This window comes from Alloprevotella sp., assembly GCF_057240785.1.
This window is the reverse complement of record NZ_DBHHRH010000033.1, coordinates 24923-45400: the sequence shown is the minus strand read 5'-3', so window position 1 is coordinate 45400 and position 20478 is coordinate 24923. Positions and strand designations below refer to the sequence as shown.

General features: G+C 43.7%; 19 protein-coding genes. 1 reads left to right on the top strand and 18 read right to left on the bottom strand.

The window, feature by feature from the left end; all coding sequences use genetic code 11:
• Nucleotides 1–42 precede the first annotated feature (42 nt).
• From ACO4R2_RS07870 to ACO4R2_RS07815, 12 genes are all read right to left on the bottom strand, one after another.
• Complete coding sequence (locus ACO4R2_RS07870) at nt 43–1698, bottom strand: hypothetical protein (RefSeq protein ID WP_484769816.1); 1656 nt, start codon at nt 1696–1698, stop codon at nt 43–45.
• A 66-nt stretch (nt 1699–1764) separates the two neighbouring features.
• Nucleotides 1765–1917, bottom strand: coding sequence for a hypothetical protein (locus ACO4R2_RS07865; RefSeq protein WP_311490347.1), 153 nt, complete (start codon nt 1915–1917; stop codon nt 1765–1767).
• 125 nt (nt 1918–2042) lie between these two features.
• Nucleotides 2043–2183, bottom strand: coding sequence for a hypothetical protein (locus ACO4R2_RS07860; RefSeq protein WP_484769815.1), 141 nt, complete (start codon nt 2181–2183; stop codon nt 2043–2045).
• 345 nt (nt 2184–2528) lie between these two features.
• Nucleotides 2529–3983: a PepSY domain-containing protein gene (locus tag ACO4R2_RS07855; protein ID WP_484769814.1), complete on the bottom strand. Its 1455-nt coding sequence runs from the start codon at nt 3981–3983 to the stop codon at nt 2529–2531.
• Nucleotides 3984–4195: 212 nt separating this feature from the next.
• Complete coding sequence (locus ACO4R2_RS07850; protein ID WP_484769813.1) at nt 4196–5101, bottom strand: hypothetical protein; 906 nt, start codon at nt 5099–5101, stop codon at nt 4196–4198.
• 5 nt (nt 5102–5106) lie between these two features.
• The gene (locus ACO4R2_RS07845) at nt 5107–5805 is read right to left on the bottom strand and encodes an HmuY family protein (protein WP_311490350.1); all 699 of its coding nucleotides are present in this window, start codon (nt 5803–5805) and stop codon (nt 5107–5109) included.
• Nucleotides 5802–8159: a TonB-dependent receptor domain-containing protein gene (locus ACO4R2_RS07840; RefSeq protein ID WP_484769812.1), complete on the bottom strand. Its 2358-nt coding sequence runs from the start codon at nt 8157–8159 to the stop codon at nt 5802–5804. Before ACO4R2_RS07840 ends, ACO4R2_RS07845 begins: the two co-directional genes overlap by 4 nt.
• Before the next feature lie 81 nt (nt 8160–8240).
• On the bottom strand, nt 8241–8888 hold the full coding sequence (locus ACO4R2_RS07835) for a DUF4903 family protein (RefSeq protein WP_484769811.1): 648 nt from the start codon (nt 8886–8888) through the stop codon (nt 8241–8243).
• A gap of 65 nt (nt 8889–8953) precedes the next feature.
• A complete protein-coding gene (locus ACO4R2_RS07830; protein WP_484769810.1) occupies nt 8954–9409 on the bottom strand; it encodes a calycin-like domain-containing protein in 456 nt (151 codons plus the stop codon).
• Nucleotides 9410–10124: 715 nt separating this feature from the next.
• Nucleotides 10125–10763, bottom strand: coding sequence for a DUF4903 family protein (locus tag ACO4R2_RS07825; protein WP_484769809.1), 639 nt, complete (start codon nt 10761–10763; stop codon nt 10125–10127).
• Nucleotides 10764–10765: 2 nt separating this feature from the next.
• A complete protein-coding gene (locus tag ACO4R2_RS07820) occupies nt 10766–11236 on the bottom strand; it encodes a hypothetical protein (protein WP_484769808.1) in 471 nt (156 codons plus the stop codon).
• A 15-nt stretch (nt 11237–11251) separates the two neighbouring features.
• Nucleotides 11252–12643: a hypothetical protein gene (locus ACO4R2_RS07815; RefSeq protein ID WP_484769807.1), complete on the bottom strand. Its 1392-nt coding sequence runs from the start codon at nt 12641–12643 to the stop codon at nt 11252–11254.
• A 500-nt stretch (nt 12644–13143) separates the two neighbouring features.
• Between ACO4R2_RS07815 and ACO4R2_RS07810 the strand changes: the two genes are divergently transcribed.
• Nucleotides 13144–14538 (top strand): hypothetical protein, encoded by a 1395-nt coding sequence (locus ACO4R2_RS07810; protein WP_484769806.1) that lies wholly within the window; start codon nt 13144–13146, stop codon nt 14536–14538.
• A 477-nt stretch (nt 14539–15015) separates the two neighbouring features.
• On the opposite strand, the gene ACO4R2_RS07805 is transcribed toward ACO4R2_RS07810, so the two are convergent.
• The 6 genes from ACO4R2_RS07805 to ACO4R2_RS07780 form a co-directional block, all read right to left on the bottom strand.
• On the bottom strand, nt 15016–16278 hold the full coding sequence (locus ACO4R2_RS07805; protein ID WP_484769805.1) for a vWA domain-containing protein: 1263 nt from the start codon (nt 16276–16278) through the stop codon (nt 15016–15018).
• A gap of 165 nt (nt 16279–16443) precedes the next feature.
• Nucleotides 16444–16839 (bottom strand): dynamin family protein, encoded by a 396-nt coding sequence (locus ACO4R2_RS07800; RefSeq protein ID WP_484769804.1) that lies wholly within the window; start codon nt 16837–16839, stop codon nt 16444–16446.
• A 1-nt stretch (nt 16840) separates the two neighbouring features.
• Nucleotides 16841–17062, bottom strand: a complete 222-nt coding sequence (locus ACO4R2_RS07795; protein WP_484769803.1) for a DUF6140 family protein — start codon at nt 17060–17062, stop codon at nt 16841–16843.
• A 477-nt stretch (nt 17063–17539) separates the two neighbouring features.
• A complete protein-coding gene (locus ACO4R2_RS07790; protein ID WP_484769802.1) occupies nt 17540–17698 on the bottom strand; it encodes a hypothetical protein in 159 nt (52 codons plus the stop codon).
• Between the two features lies 1 nt (nt 17699).
• Nucleotides 17700–17921, bottom strand: coding sequence for a DUF6140 family protein (locus tag ACO4R2_RS07785; protein ID WP_347720133.1), 222 nt, complete (start codon nt 17919–17921; stop codon nt 17700–17702).
• A gap of 380 nt (nt 17922–18301) precedes the next feature.
• Nucleotides 18302–19312, bottom strand: coding sequence for an alpha/beta hydrolase (locus tag ACO4R2_RS07780; protein WP_484769801.1), 1011 nt, complete (start codon nt 19310–19312; stop codon nt 18302–18304).
• Nucleotides 19313–20478 lie beyond the last annotated feature (1166 nt).

Below are 20478 nucleotides of genomic sequence, written 5' to 3'. Positions count from 1 at the left end.
TTCTTTTATCTGTAGAAAGGCTCTTTGTAGCCTTATGTGATTTTAATAGTGAATGAAAGCGCGGATGAGGACTTTATCATAAATGCCTATAGAATGGTTCCCATCGGTTGTGTTATTCTTGAATACTTGCGCTAACCCTGTGTCAAAGTCAGAATAATAGGTACTTGACCAATAAGTTTTACCATTCTCATTTCCTCTGACACTGAGCGTAGTGCCTCCTGCTTCTTCAAAGGCCTTATCCACAACGTGATAATACCAAGCCTCAATATAGCTATCAGCATTCACCTGTGTGTTCGTTCCAAAACCAACATAGAGATAAACATTCTTCCAGTCGGTATTGGCGCCAAGATACCATCGTTTCAAGTTTGTCACGGCTACCCCCGGATTGTAGTGAGCAGCATGATAGAAGGCTGGGCAGTTTGTAGGCTCATTTGCCTTGATCGTTACTCCATCTAAACTCCCGCTGGCATCCCATGTGAAATGTTCGCCAAGAGAAGTCTCCGAAATCTGAGCCCTCCGACTGGGTCGCTCTGACACGGGGTTGTTGTAGACGTTTCTATTTGCAGTCCAAATATCGGGATTACCATTGTTTGCATCATGCAGGGCAATGGCTGAGCGGTCTGTTTCGCTGATTACTAACGCGATAGGTGTGCGCGTACCCTTGTTGCGAAGAAAATCCACTGAACCATCATTGAACAGATACTTGAAAACCTTGGTGAGCTTCACATTCAGCAGATACGTCCCATTGGCCTCTAAGGTTGTGCCGTTGTAGGAAGTGAGTGTACGTCCCACCAAATCCTTATGGTAGATCTTATCTCCTTCGGTAAACTTCAACTGAATAGCCGTGCTCTCGCTCGGCAAGAGATAGTGGTAAGTGCTTGTTTTTGAAGTATAAGTTTCTTGGAAGAAATTTTGATTAGTAGCCGGAAATTGATCCGGAGTCTCTGCCAGTGTGCCTGTTTCGATGGTTGTATAAGTTCCTGTGATAGGATCATATTTTGTCACGGTAGGAGTTTTCCCACTGTTGTCAACAATCATCGCTTTCAACTTGGGGATATTCACCATGGCTTCCAGACCAACACGGACACGCAAGCCCACATGATTCATAACAAAAGGAACTCTTGCTATGGGTTCGCTAATCGTCATCACAGTGCGGCCAATTCGTGCCGTTGCAGCATTGGCTTTTGACACACTTATAACGCCTCCCGAATAGTCAACTTTATCGTTGAGACAAACAAAGGTATAAGTTCCGGGATCAAGCTCCATGACATCTCTGTTAGCAAACTTCCCCGAAGCCACCGTGGCATTGATTTGGCCCTTCAAGGTGCCAGCAGCATCAAATGCAAGCACCGTATACCTACCACTGCTCAATGGCGCAGTGGCGCGTGTTGCTATATGCGCGGCAGATCTTGACAGAGCAGGAACGCGAAGAGCGCCTCTATCTCTTGTAACACTTACTTCACCCAATACGCCATCACCTAAATCTGTCGTATCGGTAGGATTGGGCATACTGTTAATCTTACGTCCTCCCATCACTACTTCTTCGCCAAAATCGGGTTCTGTCAGAGTAAAACTAACACCTTTCGTCGGCACCGCATCAGGATCGTTATCGATGAGGTCGTTGCTGGAACAGCCCACAAGGATGCTGGCAAACAGCAAAAGCATTGCTGATGAAAATTTCCGTGATATAAAATTCATATTTTTGTCATTGTTGTGTATGGAACATGCAGTGTTCCATACATTCTTTATTGATTGAATACGCTCTTAAAATTCTACTTCTCCCCACTCAATCCCCTTTTCTTCCTTAAAATCCGACTCGGAAGAATCTACAGTGGTTGGGCGAGTGGAAACGGCAAATAACTGGACCGTCTCTACGGATAAACTTTCGAATGAAGGTTTGAGATATTCCTTTTTCATTGTTCTTATCTTTTTTGTAAGTATAAAGAATTGGACTCTTCCAAAATCTTGATACCTTTTTATTGCATACTGCAAGTCTGTTTGAATAGTGATAAAAGAGAGGGTGTGTTGCTTCAAAAGTTCTCTTAGTTGTAGCGCCCACATTCTAACAATATTGTCAGAATATCAGCATTCACAACCTTTCCTGCATCATGATATTTCTTTTCAGATAGTTCTTCTTTCTTTCTTTTCGTAAAATCAGTGTGCAAAATTACTTCTTTTTTCATATAATAGTATAAAAATGCATATATATTTATTATTCTTTAGATGAAGATAGGAAAAATCATACGCTGAAAGAGTTTAGCTATATAAGCTTCTCAAGAGTGGTTCCGTAAGATCTCTTCCAAAGTTTTTCGAGAAAAGTTTAGAAAAAAATAAATTTTATGGGGGAGAGGCGCATCGTGGTTGGGCGCGTAAATATCCTTATTGAATTTAAGAATACAATAAGGCTGTCAGCTGACAGCCTTATTGCGTCAGCCGACGCCCTTATTGTATTTTTACAAAATTATCCTTCCCCTCGCTGCTTGTTGTGCGAAAGGAAGGACAATTATTGTAGGTGGCGATATGTGCCGTTAGCGTTTGGTCCGGCGATGAGGGTAGCGAATTTTCCAACCTGTCCAAAGGCACCAGGCGAGGGACAGACCCATGAGGAAAATGTAGAAGAGTGTGCCTTTGCCCAAGAAGGTGTAGATGCGACCAGTGTGGATTTCTATGCAGACATTGCGCAGCGACATGGGGAGAGAAGCCATGCGCGAAGGCATGGGAAGGGCGGGAGTGCCGCGATAGTAGTCGACAACGATGGGAGATTTACCGAAGTGAGAGGTGAATCCCGCCACGGCATTTTTCCCAAAGGGGATTCCGCGAATGGGTTCGGCGGGGCGCCCCGTGAAATAATCGGTCACAGTGCCTTTCTTCCTGTCCCAGCGAAACATACCATAGAAAGAGCCGATGAGCCACTGCCCATGCTCGTCCTTCTCCTGCGCGTTGATGCCCATCACGCTCACGGGCGGTTGCACAGTCACGGCTTGCGGTTGTGCGTGTAAATCCTTGAGAGAGAAGAAACCTTCTGAGGAATAGAGCAACCATTCCTGTGCATCGCTGTCGTAGCGCAGTGTGCGGAGCTTATCTTGCCAAGGATTGTTGCTGTCCATGGTGGTGAAGGGGATGGGAGGAATTTTGCCCGAAGCAAGAGCTATGAGTGCTGGTGGGCGCAACATCCATCCCGTGATACAAAGAAAAAGTGTCAAGGCGATAGTGAGTTTTCCAATGTGGTTGTGCCATGCCGAAAGTTTGCGTCGAAGCAAGCGCCCTCTTTCTTTGCTCAAATGGGGGAGAAACCAATACACAACGCCCGTTAGCGTTAAGAAAATGAGGACGAGTGCGATGCTATCAACGAGGAGTACGCCCACGATTCCGAAAAGCTCGCCACTGTGTAAGAGCCAGATGGTGCGAAAGAGCGATACTTTGCCGTCGTCGGTAGAGGCTCGCGGCAGACTGATACGGGTGAAGTTCGTATGGGGCGATTGAGCCAAGAAAATCTGTGAGCGACCCGTCACGATGAGGCTGTCGCCCAGGGTGGTGATGTCGCTTAGTTTTTCGCTCTCTTCCCGAGGTAGCACTATTTCGCTCCATCGCCCATTGGGTTGCAAACGATAGAGCCCATACTGACCCAGCGCAAAGACTTCTCCAGCGGGCGTTGTGACCATGCCGCGAATCTGACGGAAGTCGGCCCCATGGGGGAGTCCTTGGTTGAAATCCGTGACGGACGACGCCGTGCTATCCGTTCGCCAAATGCCGCTGTTGCCATAGATGAACACCTGCTTTTGCCAACGCATAGTACCGCGCAGAAGTCCGCCGTTCCATTGTGTGTAGCGATAGTCGGAAGGAAGTACGGAGCGACTGATATTGACATTTGAGAAAAGTTCAGCATGGTTCAACACCAGTCCCGACACGCAGAACATGATGATGAAGAAACCCAATATCAGTCCAAACCATTTGTGGTGCTTGCGCCAAGCTGCCTTTTTCATTTCTTATTTTTCTTTTTATACGTGATTACAAAAATATGAATTTTCTGCTTTATTCTTTTGTGGAGAAGCAGAAGAGAAGGAAAGAAAATGGTACACCGATGCACAACCTGCTGTACATCGGTGTACGATTCATTCTATACTAATTTTGAAAAGCTTGAATCTCATTGCTATTTGCGCTCTCTTCTTCTTAAAGTGTGGAGGAAGCGTACCTCTCAATTTTCTTTCCCTGCCGGAGTTTGAGGAGCATTGGTGCGTTTCTTCACCGCCCCTTTTCGCCAGAGATAGATGCCTAAGGCGATGAAAACAACGAGGATGCTGCTCATCTCGAAAGCATACTTATCGGGCTCTACCCAAAATTCGTGGAAGAAATTCATACGTCCCAAAATCTCTACGGGCGTCCAGAAGATGATGACCGTAGCGATGGACATACGGATGTTAGCTCCCCAAGAAGCCAACTTGAGTTGATTCTTAAACATGAAGATGGAACCGATTAAGCAGCCCACTCCCACGAGGAACGTGATGGGGTGGTGATCGCCGAGAAAGTTCTTATCGTAGCAGAACATCAAGAGCAAATAGAGCGCCCAAAGAATCATGTTGATTTCCATAAAGGTGACGATACTTGTGTGGCGCGTCATGGGTTGCGTGACGATAACCTTTCGTTTGTCCTTGAAACATACTTTCTGAATCCATGTGATGAAGTCGCAACCGTTTCGCGTGCTGAAGACGTACATCACCATCATCATCATCCACATACCAAAGGAAGCAGGCAAGATGAGGTATTCAGGCTTTGTCACAACTACTCCATTCTCGATTTCAGGATTCACGCCGTAGCGGCGAGCGTAGTAGAGGAAAAGAAACTCTACCCAACCTGTCCAGAACAGTAATCCGCCGATGAGTCCCCAAAGCGTTTGGCGCGTGTCGCCTTTGACAAAGACGCCTATGATGACCATGCACAAACCCACAAAGCCCAGCATGAAGCCTGCAACGTGCATCGCGCCTTCGCTCATAAATTTCTCCATCATAATCATCAACCCATGCCCCAACGGCATAGAGAAGAGAACGAGGAGAAAGGAAGCGATGGTTCTTCCCCAATAATTCTTTTTCGTTTTCGTTTCCATTTTCCTTATTTTAATTCGTCACAATAATAACTAATCTGTCCGCCCGTGTCGCCAATCTGAGTGTCGGCCTTGTACCAACTGATGAGCTGCAATTTGAAATAACGCTTTCCGTCGGCGGTTCTCACAACGTAAGTGTGGAAGGATGGTGCATAAACGGGAGGAGGGCCTGTAAAGGTCATTGCCTTTGCCAGGATGGGGTTGGCATCTGTCAGAGTCGTTGCTGGTCCTTTGTTAGGGTCGAACCAAGGGTTTTCTTCAAAGTTGAGATGGTTGGCAATGAGATATTTGTTCCAATCGTTGCGCGACATGGTGATAGAAACCGAATGGTCGTCCACCGCCCATTGCAAATCAGCAGGGAGTTGCGCCACGGTAGTCCATTTCTCATACTGCCCGTTGCCCAAATCGGCCGCAGCTCCTTGTCCGTTGCCCGAAGTGCCACTATTGGTGCGTAGGCGGTATCCGCAGAAAGCGATGTCCCAATCAAGGCGGTTTTTCTGTTCTCCTTCGGTGATGTCTTCATTCACCTTGTTGCGGTTGAACATTTGCCCCGTGCGCAGATTGATATAGAGCCAATCGTTGGTGACACCTGTGGAGTAGCCCGTGGTGCGTGGGAGCACTTTCCCCGTGAAAGGTTCAGAGTCGTAATCAACGCAGGACGTTAGCAGAGCGGCCGCTGCTATTATGGTAAAAAGAAAGTGTCTCATTTCTTACGTTTTAATGATTTAACAATGTCGTCGACGAGGAATTCCAGCTGCATGTATCCTCTTGCTCCGCAGGTGGCAGGTACGTTGAACATGGTGATACCCGAGCCCAAAGTGTGAGGCACATAGTTGAAGATGTTATCAACACCCAGCGTCACTTTCACCTTGTTGTAGAAAGTTTGCACCACAGCCAAGTTGCACAAAACATAGGCGGGGAGCGTACAACGGAAATATGCATCGTAGCTCTTCTTGTGTTCCTCCACCCACACGCGATCTTGCACGTCGAATTTCTTTTCGCCCATGAGCGAAGCACTGAAGATGGTTTTCAGACGATAGTTGGGGCGACTGAAAACATAGTCGAGACTACCCGTTGCTGCATGAGGCGAAGTGGTATTTACCTGAATGCCATTTTGCTTGCTCACATTCACATAACTATATGTGGCGTTGAGCGTGAAGTTGTCCGTCATGCGCCATTTCAGCAGTGCTTCAACGCCCAACATACGCTGACTGCTGAGGTTGATGTATTCGAAGTTGTACTGCATATCATAGATGTGCCAGATACCTTCTATCTTTTTGCGGAAGAAATTCCCGTAAGCGTTCACGTTGATGAAAAAGCGGTCTTTGCTGTATTCTGCACCAATGGAGAAATAGTTGTTCTTTTCTGGTTTGAGCTCCTCACTACCTCTGATTTGGAACATACCCAAGTGGTCCCAGTTGAAGAAGAGTTCTTTGATGCTCGGTGCGCGATACCCCATAGAATAGTTGGCGCGGATAGCCCAATGGTTGTCGGGTGAGAACTTCACCGCAATTTTCGGCATCCACATGAAGCCGAACGCTTTGGAGAAGTTGGTGCGCACGCCCGTGGAAAGCATCCAATGGTCGTTGGGTGTCCACTCGTCCTGCAAGAAGTATTCTGTTTCGTGGAGCGAGCGGGTGGTCATCTTGCGATTAACAAAGCGGTCGCTTGTGAGGTCATCCGTAGTGTGTTCCACACCAAAGATCATGCTGTGTGCGGCGAAGTAGGTGCTTGTTAGCGTGAGGCGCGGTTCGAGAATACGACTTTTGTAGACTTTCTTTCGTTCGTCGATGCGCTCATGACGCTTAAAACGGTCGTAGAAATCGCCGTGCAAACTTAGGTTCACAGAGAACCAATTCTTCACGTCGTATCTTGCTTTCATTCCCGCCATAAAGTCGCGACTCTGCGAGAAGGTCATGTCCTGAATCAAATCGTAGGAGTTGAGGAAAAACATAGAGCCATACACCTGCAAGGAGAGCTTGTCGCTGGGTTCGTAGTAGAACTTCTGCGCCACAGAGATGTGCTCCGTACCTTCAATACCCATGGGCGAACGTTCGGCCGCACCTGTCAGTGTGATATCGTGGGGGAGGAATGGGTTGGCCTCTTTTGTGTACACTTTTTTGTCGTGCTCCGACTGGTACATATAGAACGCATCGCTTTCGCTGTACAACACATCCGTTTGTGAGGTGAATGCTCCCTGCTTCATACCGGCCGAAACCCACGCTTGCAGGTTAGGGCGGTCGCTGTTTTTCTCAAACATATAGAGGAAGTCCTTGGGTTGTGGGTTCTTGTAGTTGCGCTCATTCCTTTGTGCCCATCTCATACCCGCCTGAATATCGAGCGGCTTTGTGGCCTTTTTAGAAATGAGATTGATAACCGCTCCCGAAGCACGGCTTCCATAGAGCGTACTGCTCGCACCCTTCACAATCTCTACGCGGTCGATGGCATGGAGGTTGAAACGTTCGTAGTCGAGATTGCCCGCCATATCGCCCGTCATGCGCTCTCCGTCTTGGAGAAACAGGACATGGCGCGCATCGAGTCCCTGCATAGAGATTTCGTTGCCGAAGCCCACTTTCTGGATGTTCATACCTGGTGTTTCTTGTTGCAAGGCGTGTTGCAGATCGCTATACCCGGCGTCCACAAGTGCCTTTCCGCCCAACACCTGCGTGGTGATGGGGGAGAGCTTCACGGGGCGTTCTGTTCTGGAACCCGTAACTACAGCTCCGTTAATATACATCACGTCCTCGTTCATCTCCACCTTGAGTTCGTTTTCGGTAAGAGGGAGAGAGCCCGTGATAGGAATATAGCCCGTCACACTTATCTTATAAAAATAGTGGGGCATATCACCCGTTTCCAAATGGAGAAGCGCCTTACCATCGGTATCTGTAACCGCCTTGACGGCATGGGTAAGTTCTTTGTTGGTAGAAAAGCTCACCAGTGCGCCTGCCAAAGGATGCCGTGTGCCTTTCTCTACCACAGTCACCTTCACCTTGTGTTGCGCCAAAACGTTCATAGAGCAGGCGAGGCAGAAGAGTAGAAATAGTATGATTTTCTTTTGCATAGTCGTTTGTTTCGGAAAAAGGGAAGTGAAAAATTCTTCATTCCCACTACCCTTTATCACTTTATTTCTTTTCACGGCTCCTTACAAGCCGTGTTCTTTCTTATAGGCAGCGAGGTCTTCTTCGAATTTTTTAAATTCCTCCTCATACTTATTGGTGCGGCTCTTATCGATGGTTTGCAAGAAACATTCGGAGCTTACGTTCATCATATTGAAATCGATGATGAAGTTGATTTCGTGCGTCTTAACATTGTAGAAGCCCTTTACCGAACTACCTTTCGATACGGAATTCTTGGCTTGGTTGTTGACCACCAGGTGGCCATCTGCACCTTGAAACTTTATCCAGCCATCTCCCTTATATTCTTTCTTTTCCCACGAGGAGAGCTGCATAATTTTCGCATCACAAGCAAACGTGATGACAAGGGGCATTTGTCCGACTGTAAACTCGTTTAACCGAACTGTAAGGGCGTTCTTGTCTGTTTTGCTCCAACTGAAATTGACCTTCGTGGGGCAGCCTTGTGGGAGTAAGGTTTTGTTTACGCCGTTCATCAAAACGCGTGTGTTGAGAACGAAATCTCCATTCAAGAAGCTCTTAGCCTCAGCCACCAAAGTTTCAGACGTATCCTTCTTGTCTAAATTCTCATCTGAAGAACAGGAACCGAGCAAGAGGAAGAAGCCAAAAATGAGTAGATACTTGATATTTGCCAAAATATAGTTGTTTAAATGTTTCATTCTTTATTGAATTTGAGGTGTTGTTTGTATCGTTTTTAGAGAGAACTCTGCGGGTGTTTTGTTCTTTATGCTTGTTTCGTCCCTTTGAAGCTGATGCTCGCTGTGAACGATATTCCCAAATAAGAAGCGTTGATACTCGTTACAGTGAAATTCAGTACATTGTTAACAACTTTGCCTGATACTTTTGCGCTATATGCCGTACGCTTCCAAAGGATTTTGATGAGGATGCCTTTGTCAACTGTTTGGCTGAAACTACCATCGGGTTTCAGCACAATGTTGTTGGCATCGATGGTGACATTGCCCGGCATACGCCCCAGTTTGAACGCATCAATGTGGAGATTGATGGAAGAACCGGACTGACTCACTTTCGTGGTGAAATCCTTTGCGTCCACTTTCTTCTCTCCATTCATGTAGATGCGGGTGAATTGGCCTAAATAGTTGCCGCTGACAACCTGCTGTGCTGATATTGTTAGGGCCATGCTGAGAAGCAGCACAGCCATGAGTATGAACCGTCTTATCATGCGAAAAACCTTAGAGAATCTAAGTTTTAATAATTCCTCCACTTTTTATCAGTGGATGAAACCACTGCAAAATTGCACAGATTTGGAGAGATTCTAAATACCCTCTTATGGGGATTTTTCACCAGAAAAGAATCCAAAAGTTGGAAGAAATGGCAGAAAATCCTCTTCTAAAAAGCCTCTCCTCATTTATGAGGAGGCCGTATAGTAAGGAATTCATCACTATTCTGAAGAAAAAGTAGCGTGAATACCCCCTAAAGTGTAGTGGATTTGTGGTAATGTTAGCAGAAAACCAAACTCTCTGGAGGGGAAAGAGGCTGCTGTGCGACCCTACTGGTGTTGGAGGGACACTCTCTGCGGAGTCCCCCACAGGGTCCCTTTTCGGGTGTCACCCGCGGTTAAGCATGGTGCGTCTCCTTCGGGGATAGTGGGTGCATACATGGACGTTCTCTGCTCTCAACTTTTCCTCCACGTGGTCACCTCTCCTTCTCTCTCCGAGAAGCGGAGGGGGGGGGCACGGCTATATTCAGCGAGGCGTGGATACAATAAGGGCGTGAGCTGACGCAATAAGGATGTGAGCTGACAGCCTTATTGTATTTTCAAACGCAATAAGGATATTTTCGGCCGTGTCGAGACCTATTGTGTAGCGTAGAAGAAAAAAGGAAGAGGAACGTATTTCATTTCCTCTTCCAGTTATCATGCGCTATTCCGCGAGTCGTTACAATCCATGTTGTTTCTTGTATTCGGCAAGCTCTTCTTCATAGCGTTTGAAGTCCTCTTCATAGTGCTTGATGAGGTTCTTGTCGATGGTTTGCAAGAAACATTCGGAGCGCACATTCATCATATTGTAATTGACGATGAAATTGATTTCTTGCGTTTTCACATTCAAGTAGCCAATAACCGTAGCCCCGCTGCCTTTCTCTACTGCCGAATTGTCTTTTGGATCACCGGTCACCTGTCCGTCTTTTCCTTTAAACTTTATCCAGCCGCTTCCCTTGTACTCGTCCTTTTCCCACGAGTTGAGTTCCATGCATTTACATAAGCAGTGGAAATAAATGGTAAGGGGCATATTCCCCACGGTGAAGCCATTGAGCGAGAGTTTTAAGGTGTCGCTACTCGTCCATTCAAAATTGAATTTGGTGGGGCACCCTTTGGGTAGCAGTGTTTTGTCGACCCCATTCATCGTGGCTTTGGTGTACAGAACAACATTGCCGTTGAGCAGTTTTCTTGCCGCTTTGATATATTCCTCTGTGGGGTTTTTCTTCTCTGAGTCGTCATCGCTGCTGCAAGCGGAAAGTCCAAAAAGGAAGAGGACTACAATGCCCAGAAGCCAGAGGTGTGTACTTTTCTTTTTCATTGTTAGAGCTGAAGAGTTCCATCAAACGTAACAGAAGCAGGGAAGACAGGAGCGAATTTCCAACCTGCGTATGTGTCAAGAACGAAGTGGAGTTCATTATTTACAAGAGAGCCTGTAAAACTGGATAATTTAATATTAATGGGTAATCCACCATTCAACAACATCAATTTACCGGCATAATCGCCTATGGGGGTCGTTGCTGTAAGAACTCCATTGTTGATAGAAACTTTAAGTTCTACTTTGATTTTTCCCGGCATCTTGCCAATAGGTCCCACTGTACCTCTCAAATCATACAGGTTACCACCAGCGCTTGTCAATGTAAAGCTCTGATTTGTAGCATCATTGTATAATTTCCCATTCATAGTAATGTTACTCAACGTACCATTGTAAGTACCTGTCTGCGCATTAGAATTTACTGCAAATCCTAAGATGCTGATTACCGTCAATATGGTAGAAATTAAAAAATGTCTCATCTTTTTTGTGTTTTGTTAATTATTAATTAGTGATGACCATTCAACTCCATCTTCTATGTAGCCACCACCACCGGACAAGACCTCGAGATACTTCTTGATAAAGTCTTTTGTTTCCTGTCTGTCAAATACGTCTTGCGTACACGCAAAAGCGGTTTTTTTATCGTAGGTATGAAATTCCGTCAATTTCGGATAGGTAACACGACAATTCGGAGATAAACCGCCAAGTTCCAAACTAGATATCATCTTAAATTTGGACAAATCTACCTGTTCTAAACTCTTCATATTCGCAAATGTTATCATATAAGATCGCAACCCGCTTTTTTCTGGTAAAGCTATCTTTTTCAAATCTGGGCAGTCTACAAAAACAAGTGAGGAACCATCGGGACCATTCTGTTCCTGCTCAATCGCTCTCTGACCAAACAGGGAACTATGGCTTAAATCTATTACGCTAATACCGCTAACATTTACCCATTGGATACCTGTCATGTTTGTAGCATCCTCAAGATTGATGCCTTCAGAGGCATCCACGTTTGTCAATGTCAAGATCATGAGACCGCTACTGGGTCTCAGGTACGGGAGTTTCACTTTGTTTGTCAGGCTTACAAAAAGAATTTTGCCGTCCCAATAAGGATTGTCCACAATGTATTGTACCCCTTCCAGTGTTTTAGCAGTGGCAACTCCATACCACTCATTAAATGCACAGTTATTCAACCTATCTTTGTTGCTTAACCGCTTACTGATGTCTATATGAATACTGTCCTTATCAAAGATACTTGAAAAGTATTTTTTGAAATTAGCCCTTATATTCTCATCAGGTATCTCGCGAATGGTATTGTATTTCTGCAAGTCGCCTTTTGCTGTTTCCATCTTCACGTCTATACTTCCAGACTCAATCTCTGCCTTCTTCTCTCGATAGAAACGCACAAGGTCTTTGATGTTGAACTTTGCTGTCTGTGGCAAGTACAATTTTGTGATTTTGTGCAACTGTGTTACGGTTTCATCACCATTCTCTTCCGTCTTTACATTCACCAGTCCTTCAAAGTCATAAATATCATTGTCTGTCAAATCTACACCGGTAATTTGTGCTGGCAGCTGAGCGAAGTCGAAAGTAGGTCCGTAGCCATTATTGGAGAGTTTAACCTCCTTGAGATTGGGTAGAATGTCGAGTCCAGAGAAGTCGGAGAGTTTTGTTCCGCTTAAGTCGAGCGAAACAGTGGATTTAACCAAATCGTTGATTTCTAACTTTCCATCTTGGGAAAAAGTGTATCCCTTTGACTTCAGAATGTTCATGAGTTCCGTGTTCTTCAAGGTCGTGGAACTGTAAGAAGGGCCGTTGTCATCGCTGCAGGAGCTGAGGCCCAGAAAGCAAAATGCCACTAAAGGCATGATTAAACTTTTAATATTCATGTTTCTTGTAAATGTTTTTAAGCGGTGCAAAATTGCGAAGAGTCTTAAAAAAACTAAATACTCCATTATGGGCATTTAGAGCGGAATATGTTAAAAGAAAAATGAACAGAACCCATAAGAAAGGACATAGCAGAAAGGTATCTCTTCTTCCTTAAGAAGCCTTTCTGCTACGCCATTCATCGCTTTTTATGAGGAGAAATGGACGGATACCCTCTGAAGGGTAGATGAGATTTTTTGTCTTATTTGTTAATGTGAAGAATGAAGAAGTTGGGAAAATCTGAGACTTCATAAAATTGCATTCAATGCAGACATCGAAGTGCCTTATCTCTGCCAATAAACTTAGAGGAGAGAATGCAGTGGAAGGGGAAAGAATATGTGTTCTGTTTTGTAGGATGATACATTGTACTTGTGTTTATTGCGCGCTTTTGAGTAGAATTCTTCTGTGCTATTTGTGCTGAGATAGATTTCGAAGTACATTTGCAATAACAAAAAAGGAAACGATGAAGAAGGAGCAAATAAAGTATGAAGAATGGCTGACAACGATAGCGAATACTCGCCTTGTTTACAACACAATGGCGGAGTTGGAAGAGTTTCTCGACAACCGTTCGATACACAGTAACGGTATGAAGCGAAGTTTTGCTTCTTATCAGAAACTTCGCTCTACTTTTAGAGATCTGAAAGTGGAAGTTGGGTTGCAAACAGATAACCTCGTAAATCTGGAAGATGTTCTGATTCAATATAAAAGAGCGTGGCGTTTTTTCCATGCAAATCTGTATCGTCGTGCAAAACCCGAGAACATCGCCCTTGAGTTGATGACTTATTGTTGCTCGCCCAATGTGACTACCGATATAGGCGCAAAGAAAGCAGCTATCTATGCGCAAATTGTAGAGCAAGATATTAGTATTCCCTTTCTGGTTTTGATGCTGATGAAAGTTATCCCAGGCTATGATTCTAAAGAAGGCGATGTGAATGATATTTCTCGACAGTATGAAAATATCATGCAGCTAATGGAGAAGTTTATCAACGATGACTTGTTTTTTAGTAAACTTCCCCTTATCACGAGAGCAAGAGAAGAGCGGCATAAAACCCGGCTGAAGTTACTCTTCTCTGTGCAGCAGATTCTCGATACCTATATGTCATACATGAATGCCGATCTTCTTTATGATTTAGCCGACAGGATGAAAGAGGATTCAGTTGATTTGGATATTGTGGGGTATTGGAATGAGTGTGGAGGAGGGCTTCTCAATACGAGCTTTTGGCACATTGAGAAAGCTCTCAATGCTGGCACATATTTTATGACCCATTGGCACAAAGATTCTGAAAACAAACTGACGGGTATCACTTATACACTCTTAATTATCAAGGACTCCAGCGGGAATCTGATTTATTATATGCTCCATCCCGAAGCCATTAAGCATAGAATGAAAGGTTTGCAGTATGGCGATGCGGACAATGTGTGGTATCATACAGATATGTTGGACTATATTCCCGAACAGCTCCCACTACTTCGGCTTATGCACTCCGGCGTGTGGCCCTCAAAGATTCTTCTCACGCGTTGTACAGAAAAGGACGTTGTTACTACATACGACAAATGGCTGCATCATGATTGCCAGATTGTGAAGCCGTTTCAACATCTTGAATACGACTTCCGCCCCTGTCTCTATGCCGTTACCCCGACGCATCTGTACATCACATCCGAGAAAGCAGGCGAGTACTACAAAGTCCCCAAATCTTCATTTGAAGGTTTCGACCGTATCCAACTCTCCGACAATGTTGGACTCATGACCATGAACGGTAAAATATATTTAGTCTTCGATGAGTTTATGCTTTACATCCACACCAACAGGAACGAGTTGAAGAAGCATAAAATAGAACGAGTCAACAGCATAGATTAGCTGTTGACTCGTTAGGGTTAGAAGTTACTTGAAGTGGAAATATGTACAAGTGAGAGTCTTTCTCAATGTTAAAGAATAGAGGCCTTGAGGTCTGAAAAATTAAATTGGGCTTATATGACAAAAAGAGACCCATTTTAGGTCTCTTTTTGTCACTTATGCCCATTTTTGATACATAGCCATTGTGGCGGAACCATTTGTGCGCCCAGTTGGGTACCATAAAGATATAGCCAGAGATGTCCTCGTGTGGCGCACAATCAAGTTGGTTGCCTATGATGTCTGCAGCTTCTTGTACAGATGTACCGTATAAACGTGCTAATTCTTCACGTATGAGCGTATATGTGATGTTACGGATAGTTGCAGCGTTGATGGGTTGATCACCTAACAGAGAGCTAAAACTTGAGACAGGATTTTAGTCCTTAATTTTTATCTAACAAAAATGTTTTACCAGACAGCAGTATTTCTATAGTTCTTTTGGATTTATTTTCCTGTCAATTCTTTTTTTCTTATAGATGCTAATCCATCATGTTTGTAGTAATCATGTATTGAGTTTGGTACTATTTGTATTGTACCATCTTCTGCCTCATGAATTGTATGGTCTAGTGCCCCAATTATTTGTCCAGCTTGATTCGGTGTAATATTATACTTATCAGCAAATGCTTTTCTTGCAAATTCATAATGTATTGCACGAATATTTTCAGAAGATGGTTCTAATTTCTTTTCTTTTAAAATCTTTTGTAGTTCTTCTTTTGTAGGAAATCTTCCAATTGTAATAGCCATAGGTGCAAAGTTTGCATGTCTGTCTTTTGGTTTTGAGCATATAAAACGACTTTTTCTAAAATCCTTTAAAATTTTTTCAGTTTTATCTTTTGGTACTCCTATGTCTTTAGCAATTTTCTTATAACTTTTTGCTAAAGATGCAAGTATCGGAGTTTGTGCTATTTCTCGAAAAGTCCTTTTCTCCTTGTTTATTCCATTTTTATTATCTGGAATTACATTTCTATTTTGTAAACGTTCTTTTATTTCTTTAAACTCTTTAGGGTTAATCCTTAGTATAACTATAAGAATTAAAGCTAATATGAATAAAAGTGTTACAATTATTATGATTGGTAAGTAAAAGTAATATAAAAGTGTATTTGTTTTCTTCTCTATATTTTTTGTTGTATTATTTCTTTTGATTGTATTTATTTTTTGTTTTGTTATTGGCTTTTTTTTCACAATATCTTTAAGGTTATATATGATAAACATATTTCTTTCTGTCTCAAATATCCTTGATATTTTATTATTTTGGTATTTAGGATGTAATATTAGATAGTATGCTTCTATTTCTGCTTTAGATGTTATCTTGCTAAAAGATTTTAGTTCTTGACTAAGTTTTCTAGTATCTACTCCGCAGTTTTGATGCCCATCTGTGATAAGAAAAAGCAAGTTTCGTTTGGAGGTATCAATCTCTTTGATACCTGTATACCATGCAGTATATATATCAGACTTTCCTTTAAGAACTTTGAAATCTTTCACTTTTTCACTTAGTTCATTTCCATTTCCTCGTAAAGTTTCTGCAGGCTTTTCTGCAAATGGTATTATGATAGTTTCAATTTCAGAGTCGAGTGATGATAATGCATTAGATAGTTGAGTAATCTCTTTTTTAAAGACATTGATATCTGAATGATATCCAGCCATAGATCCACTCAGGTCTATCATATAGATACGTTTCTCTGATTTTTCACCTGCCCATAAAGTCATATTTATGAGGCACATTAGCAGTATACAAATACTTTTTTTCATTGTATGTCTTATTTATGTTGATAATATACTTTTGTAACTTACCCCAATTCGGGATAAGCAGTTCTTCTTTTTCCTCAAAAAAAGTTTTAATAAAAGCCTAAAAAGAGGATTGTTTTTGTATATTTACTGAACTAAAATTGTGGTTGATGGTATTGTTTTGGAAGTATCAAAAACTGTTACGACTCTTGCATCTGCAAGGGTGTCGTTCTTTAGTTCTGCAAGATCTACAATATCATGAATTTCCCCCTTTTCATCCACAATTTTTGCATGGCAAGATTCACTACCGAAATGTACTTCGAAAATTGTAGCAGTAGTTGGTTTTGTTGCTGTTTCTAACTTTTTGCTATCTGTGAGAGCATTTATAAGTGTTGTCTTTCCAGAACTGAATTCACCTACTAAAGGTAAAATAAGGCTTGCATTCTCTTGTTTAGCGCGTAGGTCTATGGCTTCTAATTCAGAAACAATATTCTTTAATCCTAAATATTCAGCGATGTTGCGTAATGATTCTATATTTTCCATTTTAGTTTAATTTTTCTACATTTAAATACGCAGGGTTTAAAGCATTCATCTTCTTTAGGTCTACACCAAAGTGGTTGAAGAAGAGAGTGTTGATTTTGTCTCGTTCTTTGTCGTTTGAAAGAACGTTTGGAAAGAATGCAGCATACTGGATGCTCATGCCTGGTTCTATAACCATTCCATCGCAGTGCTTTGACATCTTCACGGTAATTTTGAATAGTGCCATAATAATATTGTTTTTAGTTATGTTTGTATTAGATGAGGATAAAAGAAGAAAGGGGATACGGCCCGCTTTATCTTTATTTATCCGGTTCGGTTCTGGAAAACACCTTGGAGTCAAAATAAAGTAAAGACAGTCCATGCCCCCATATAGGATAGGGGCACAGAACCTGCCTAAACTCGATTAATGACGACTCCTTAGTTGAATTTTCCAGATTTAACCGGGTCGAATAACCTCGTTTGCAAGTTTTGTGCAATGAATGGTGAGTCGTTTGTAAAGTGCCCACCAAACATGGCACAAATATAGGGAATTTTTATTGGGAATAGCAAAATAATAATGAAATAAAGTAAATAAAACACAATGAAAAGTATATATTGATACTACTCTAAAGAATATAATTACGATATATTTGCTTGGTAAAATATGTTCAGTAGAAGGCTTGTTAACAGTTGTAGCTAATGAGAACTATTAGCTGTCAGCCTATTAACCCCAATTCGGGATAAGCAGTTCTTCTTTTTCCTCAAAAAAAATAAGGCTTGCACTCTCTTGTTTAGCGCGTAGGTCTATGGCTTCTAATTCAGAAACAATACTCTTTAATCCTAAATATTCAGCGATGTTGCGTAATGATTCTATATTTTCCATTTTAGTTTAATTTTTCTACATTCAAATAAACCATATTTAAGGCACCTGCTTTCTTGATATCTATGCCATAGATGCGCATGAAAGCATCGGCAACGGCTTGACCACCATTGGTGAGAAGGGGGTTGTTCATACTTTGAGTCACGACTTCAACAGTCATGCCTGGTTCGATGCGAACTCCGTTGGAGTTTTTCATCATCTTGGTTGTGATTCTAAATCTTGCCATTGTTATTGTTTGTTTTGTTATTGATGCAAATTTAACTGGGCGACATTTAGGGCATAATAAAGAGGTACGGCTTTTAGTTCCTTTTTGTTTGAAATGCTTACATCGTGTAGATGCTTACGAAATGCGAGCAGGAATCTTGAGGGGGAGCAACGGTATATTTATGAAAGCTGTACTTTCTTTGTGCCTATTTATTCTTATGGTAGTGCCTAATTTGTTTTACTTTTAGGGTTAGCAGTTGTTCTCTTGGTTCTTTTTGTGTTTTGTGAAAAGAATTTGCAAAACATTTGTGTTTTTTTGTTAGTAGAAGCGTTTTTAAGTTAACATCTACGTGCGTTTTTAATAGAAAACAAGGGGGGCAAGGGAGGAGGAGTTATCCTTTTTCATTGAATGCCGTTGAGGAAATTGCTAACGGTTTTGACTGCTTCGGAAAAGGCTGTGGGCTGTCCAGGAACGGTGATGAACAGATGCGAAGCGGTTGGGTAGATATGATAGCTTACGGGATGGTTCAGGCTTTGCAAGCGTTTGACAAAATCGGCAGTTTGATCCAGCAGAATATCGTGACCGGCAGAGATAAAGAGTGCTGGAGGCAGTGCCCTCAAAGTTTCATCGCTACATAAACCTACTGACGCAAGCGGGTTCTGTTCGTTGTGATGAGCATAAGCCTCATTGAAAGCTTCAAGCAGTTCTGCATCATTCCCATATCCTTTCGCATACTTTTCCCACGAAGCCGTTGGCTCTGTAAAGAGTTTTGTTACGGGATAGATGGAAATGACTTTGAAGATATTGGGTACAGACATGGTTGTGGCTAATGCCAAATTTCCTCCTGCACTATCCCCTCCAATGGAAATCTGTGTAGAGTCGCAGTTCCACTCTTCCGCATGCATTTTAAGAAAGGAAATGGCTTGCTGACAATCTTCAAGTGGGAGAGGGAAAGGGTGAGCAGGTGCGAGGCGATAGTCGAGCGCGGCAACAACGCAGTCTGCTTCCAAGGCAACAGCAGCGCAGAAACGGGCGCAACTGTTGATACTTCCAAAACACCATCCGCCGCCGTGCAGATAAAGCAGTATGGGGCGTTTGCGCGTGGAAGTTTTCTTCGGCGAGAACAAACAGATGTTTGGCGATGGGTAAAACGCTTTGACATCCTCTGGCAGTGTTGGTGCTTGATTTCTGCTCTCTCTTATTTTTTGCAAATCCGAATCATTACCCTGCATGGCCGCACGAACCGCAAGCATCTGCATGTGTTGCAAACCTGGTTTCATCTTAGTCAGAAAGGTTTGTTCCTCAATCAGCATCTTTTGTTGGAGAACAGAATCGGGATATATGGCATGAACTGTTAGTGAGGATAACGCCATAGATGCCGAAAGGATATATTTGAATGCGTGGAGCTTCATTGGTTAAAGTTTTTAATCTTTTGATGTTGTGCGAAGTTATAGCTTATATTCTTTCTCGGCAACGGCTATCCGCTAAAACTTTTGTTACTGGATGTGTTTTTTATGCTTTGCAGGATAGATTGTCTTTGTGGATGTTGTGCGACACCGCCGGTGTCGGAGGCTTCCCTCTCCACTTCTCCACGGGTTCGCCCTTCGGGCATCACCCGCGGTTAAGCATGGTGTGTCCCCGCTGGGGACAGTGGGTACGGCTCTCATCATAAAAAGTCTGTATAGTCTCTGTGGCTAATCTATCTCAGCTTTGCACATTGCCCCTTTACGATCTCAGTTGCATCCTCGCAGCGTAACTTACGCCTCCGGCGGAGGCGCACCATGCTTAACCGCGGGTGATGCCCGAGCTGTGGCGAGGGTGAACCCGTGGGGGGTGTGCACAGAGAGGACTCCGACGCCAGCGGCGTCGCACTGAAAGCGTTGAGGGAGTAAAGAGATGTGTGAGTAAAAGTGGTTGTTGTGCGACACCTCTGGTGTCGGAGAGAGGAGTGGAGTTCTCTCCACGGGTTCGCCCTTCGGGCATCACTCGCGGTTACGCATGGTGTGTCCCCGCTGGGGACAGTGGGTCGAGTTCTCATCATAAAAAGCCTGTATAGTCTCCGTGGCTAATCTATCTCAGCTTTGCACATTGCCCCTTTACTATCTCAGTTGCATCCTCGCAGCGTAACTTACGCCTCCGGCGGAGGCGCACCATGCTTAACCGCGGGTGATGCCCGAGCTGTGGCGAGGGTGACCCCGTGGGGGGTACAGGGTGGACTCCGACGCCGGCGGTGTCGCACTGCAAGCGTTGAGGGAGTAAAGAGTTATGTGAGTAAAAGTGGATGCTGTGCGACACCTCTGGTGTCGGAGGCTTTCCTCTCCACTTCTCCACGGGTTCGCCCTTTGGGCATCACCCGCGGTTAAGCATGGTGTGTCCCCCGCTGGGGACAGTGGGTGCGGACTGGGAGGTTTCTTTTTTCTCTCCCTCTCCACTTCTCCACTTCTCCACGGGTTCACCCTTCGGGCATCACCCGCGGTTATGCATGGTGTGTCCCCTCTGGGGACAGTGAGTGCGGGCTGGGAGGTTTCTCTTTTCTCTCCCTCTCCACTCTCCACGGGTTCTCCCTTCGGGCATCACC

What these genes read in the sequence shown, in the direction of transcription:
- ACO4R2_RS07835 (WP_484769811.1), bottom strand. Translation starts at nt 8,888, where the DNA reads ATGAAACATTTAAACAACTATATTTTGGCAAATATCAAGTATCTACTC.
- ACO4R2_RS07865 (WP_311490347.1), bottom strand. Translation starts at nt 1,917, where the DNA reads ATGAAAAAGGAATATCTCAAACCTTCATTCGAAAGTTTATCCGTAGAG.
- ACO4R2_RS07840 (WP_484769812.1), bottom strand. Translation starts at nt 8,159, where the DNA reads ATGCAAAAGAAAATCATACTATTTCTACTCTTCTGCCTCGCCTGCTCT.
- ACO4R2_RS07830 (WP_484769810.1), bottom strand. Translation starts at nt 9,409, where the DNA reads ATGATAAGACGGTTCATACTCATGGCTGTGCTGCTTCTCAGCATGGCC.
- ACO4R2_RS07825 (WP_484769809.1), bottom strand. Translation starts at nt 10,763, where the DNA reads ATGAAAAAGAAAAGTACACACCTCTGGCTTCTGGGCATTGTAGTCCTC.
- ACO4R2_RS07800 (WP_484769804.1), bottom strand. Translation starts at nt 16,839, where the DNA reads ATGGAAAATATAGAATCATTACGCAACATCGCTGAATATTTAGGATTA.
- ACO4R2_RS07815 (WP_484769807.1), bottom strand. Translation starts at nt 12,643, where the DNA reads ATGAATATTAAAAGTTTAATCATGCCTTTAGTGGCATTTTGCTTTCTG.
- ACO4R2_RS07790 (WP_484769802.1), bottom strand. Translation starts at nt 17,698, where the DNA reads ATGGAAAATATAGAATCATTACGCAACATCGCTGAATATTTAGGATTA.
- ACO4R2_RS07780 (WP_484769801.1), bottom strand. Translation starts at nt 19,312, where the DNA reads ATGAAGCTCCACGCATTCAAATATATCCTTTCGGCATCTATGGCGTTA.
- ACO4R2_RS07870 (WP_484769816.1), bottom strand. Translation starts at nt 1,698, where the DNA reads ATGAATTTTATATCACGGAAATTTTCATCAGCAATGCTTTTGCTGTTT.
- ACO4R2_RS07810 (WP_484769806.1), top strand. Translation starts at nt 13,144, where the DNA reads ATGAAGAAGGAGCAAATAAAGTATGAAGAATGGCTGACAACGATAGCG.
- ACO4R2_RS07850 (WP_484769813.1), bottom strand. Translation starts at nt 5,101, where the DNA reads ATGGAAACGAAAACGAAAAAGAATTATTGGGGAAGAACCATCGCTTCC.
- ACO4R2_RS07855 (WP_484769814.1), bottom strand. Translation starts at nt 3,983, where the DNA reads ATGAAAAAGGCAGCTTGGCGCAAGCACCACAAATGGTTTGGACTGATA.
- ACO4R2_RS07805 (WP_484769805.1), bottom strand. Translation starts at nt 16,278, where the DNA reads ATGACTTTATGGGCAGGTGAAAAATCAGAGAAACGTATCTATATGATA.
- ACO4R2_RS07845 (WP_311490350.1), bottom strand. Translation starts at nt 5,805, where the DNA reads ATGAGACACTTTCTTTTTACCATAATAGCAGCGGCCGCTCTGCTAACG.
- ACO4R2_RS07795 (WP_484769803.1), bottom strand. Translation starts at nt 17,062, where the DNA reads ATGGCACTATTCAAAATTACCGTGAAGATGTCAAAGCACTGCGATGGA.
- ACO4R2_RS07785 (WP_347720133.1), bottom strand. Translation starts at nt 17,921, where the DNA reads ATGGCAAGATTTAGAATCACAACCAAGATGATGAAAAACTCCAACGGA.
- ACO4R2_RS07860 (WP_484769815.1), bottom strand. Translation starts at nt 2,183, where the DNA reads ATGAAAAAAGAAGTAATTTTGCACACTGATTTTACGAAAAGAAAGAAA.
- ACO4R2_RS07820 (WP_484769808.1), bottom strand. Translation starts at nt 11,236, where the DNA reads ATGAGACATTTTTTAATTTCTACCATATTGACGGTAATCAGCATCTTA.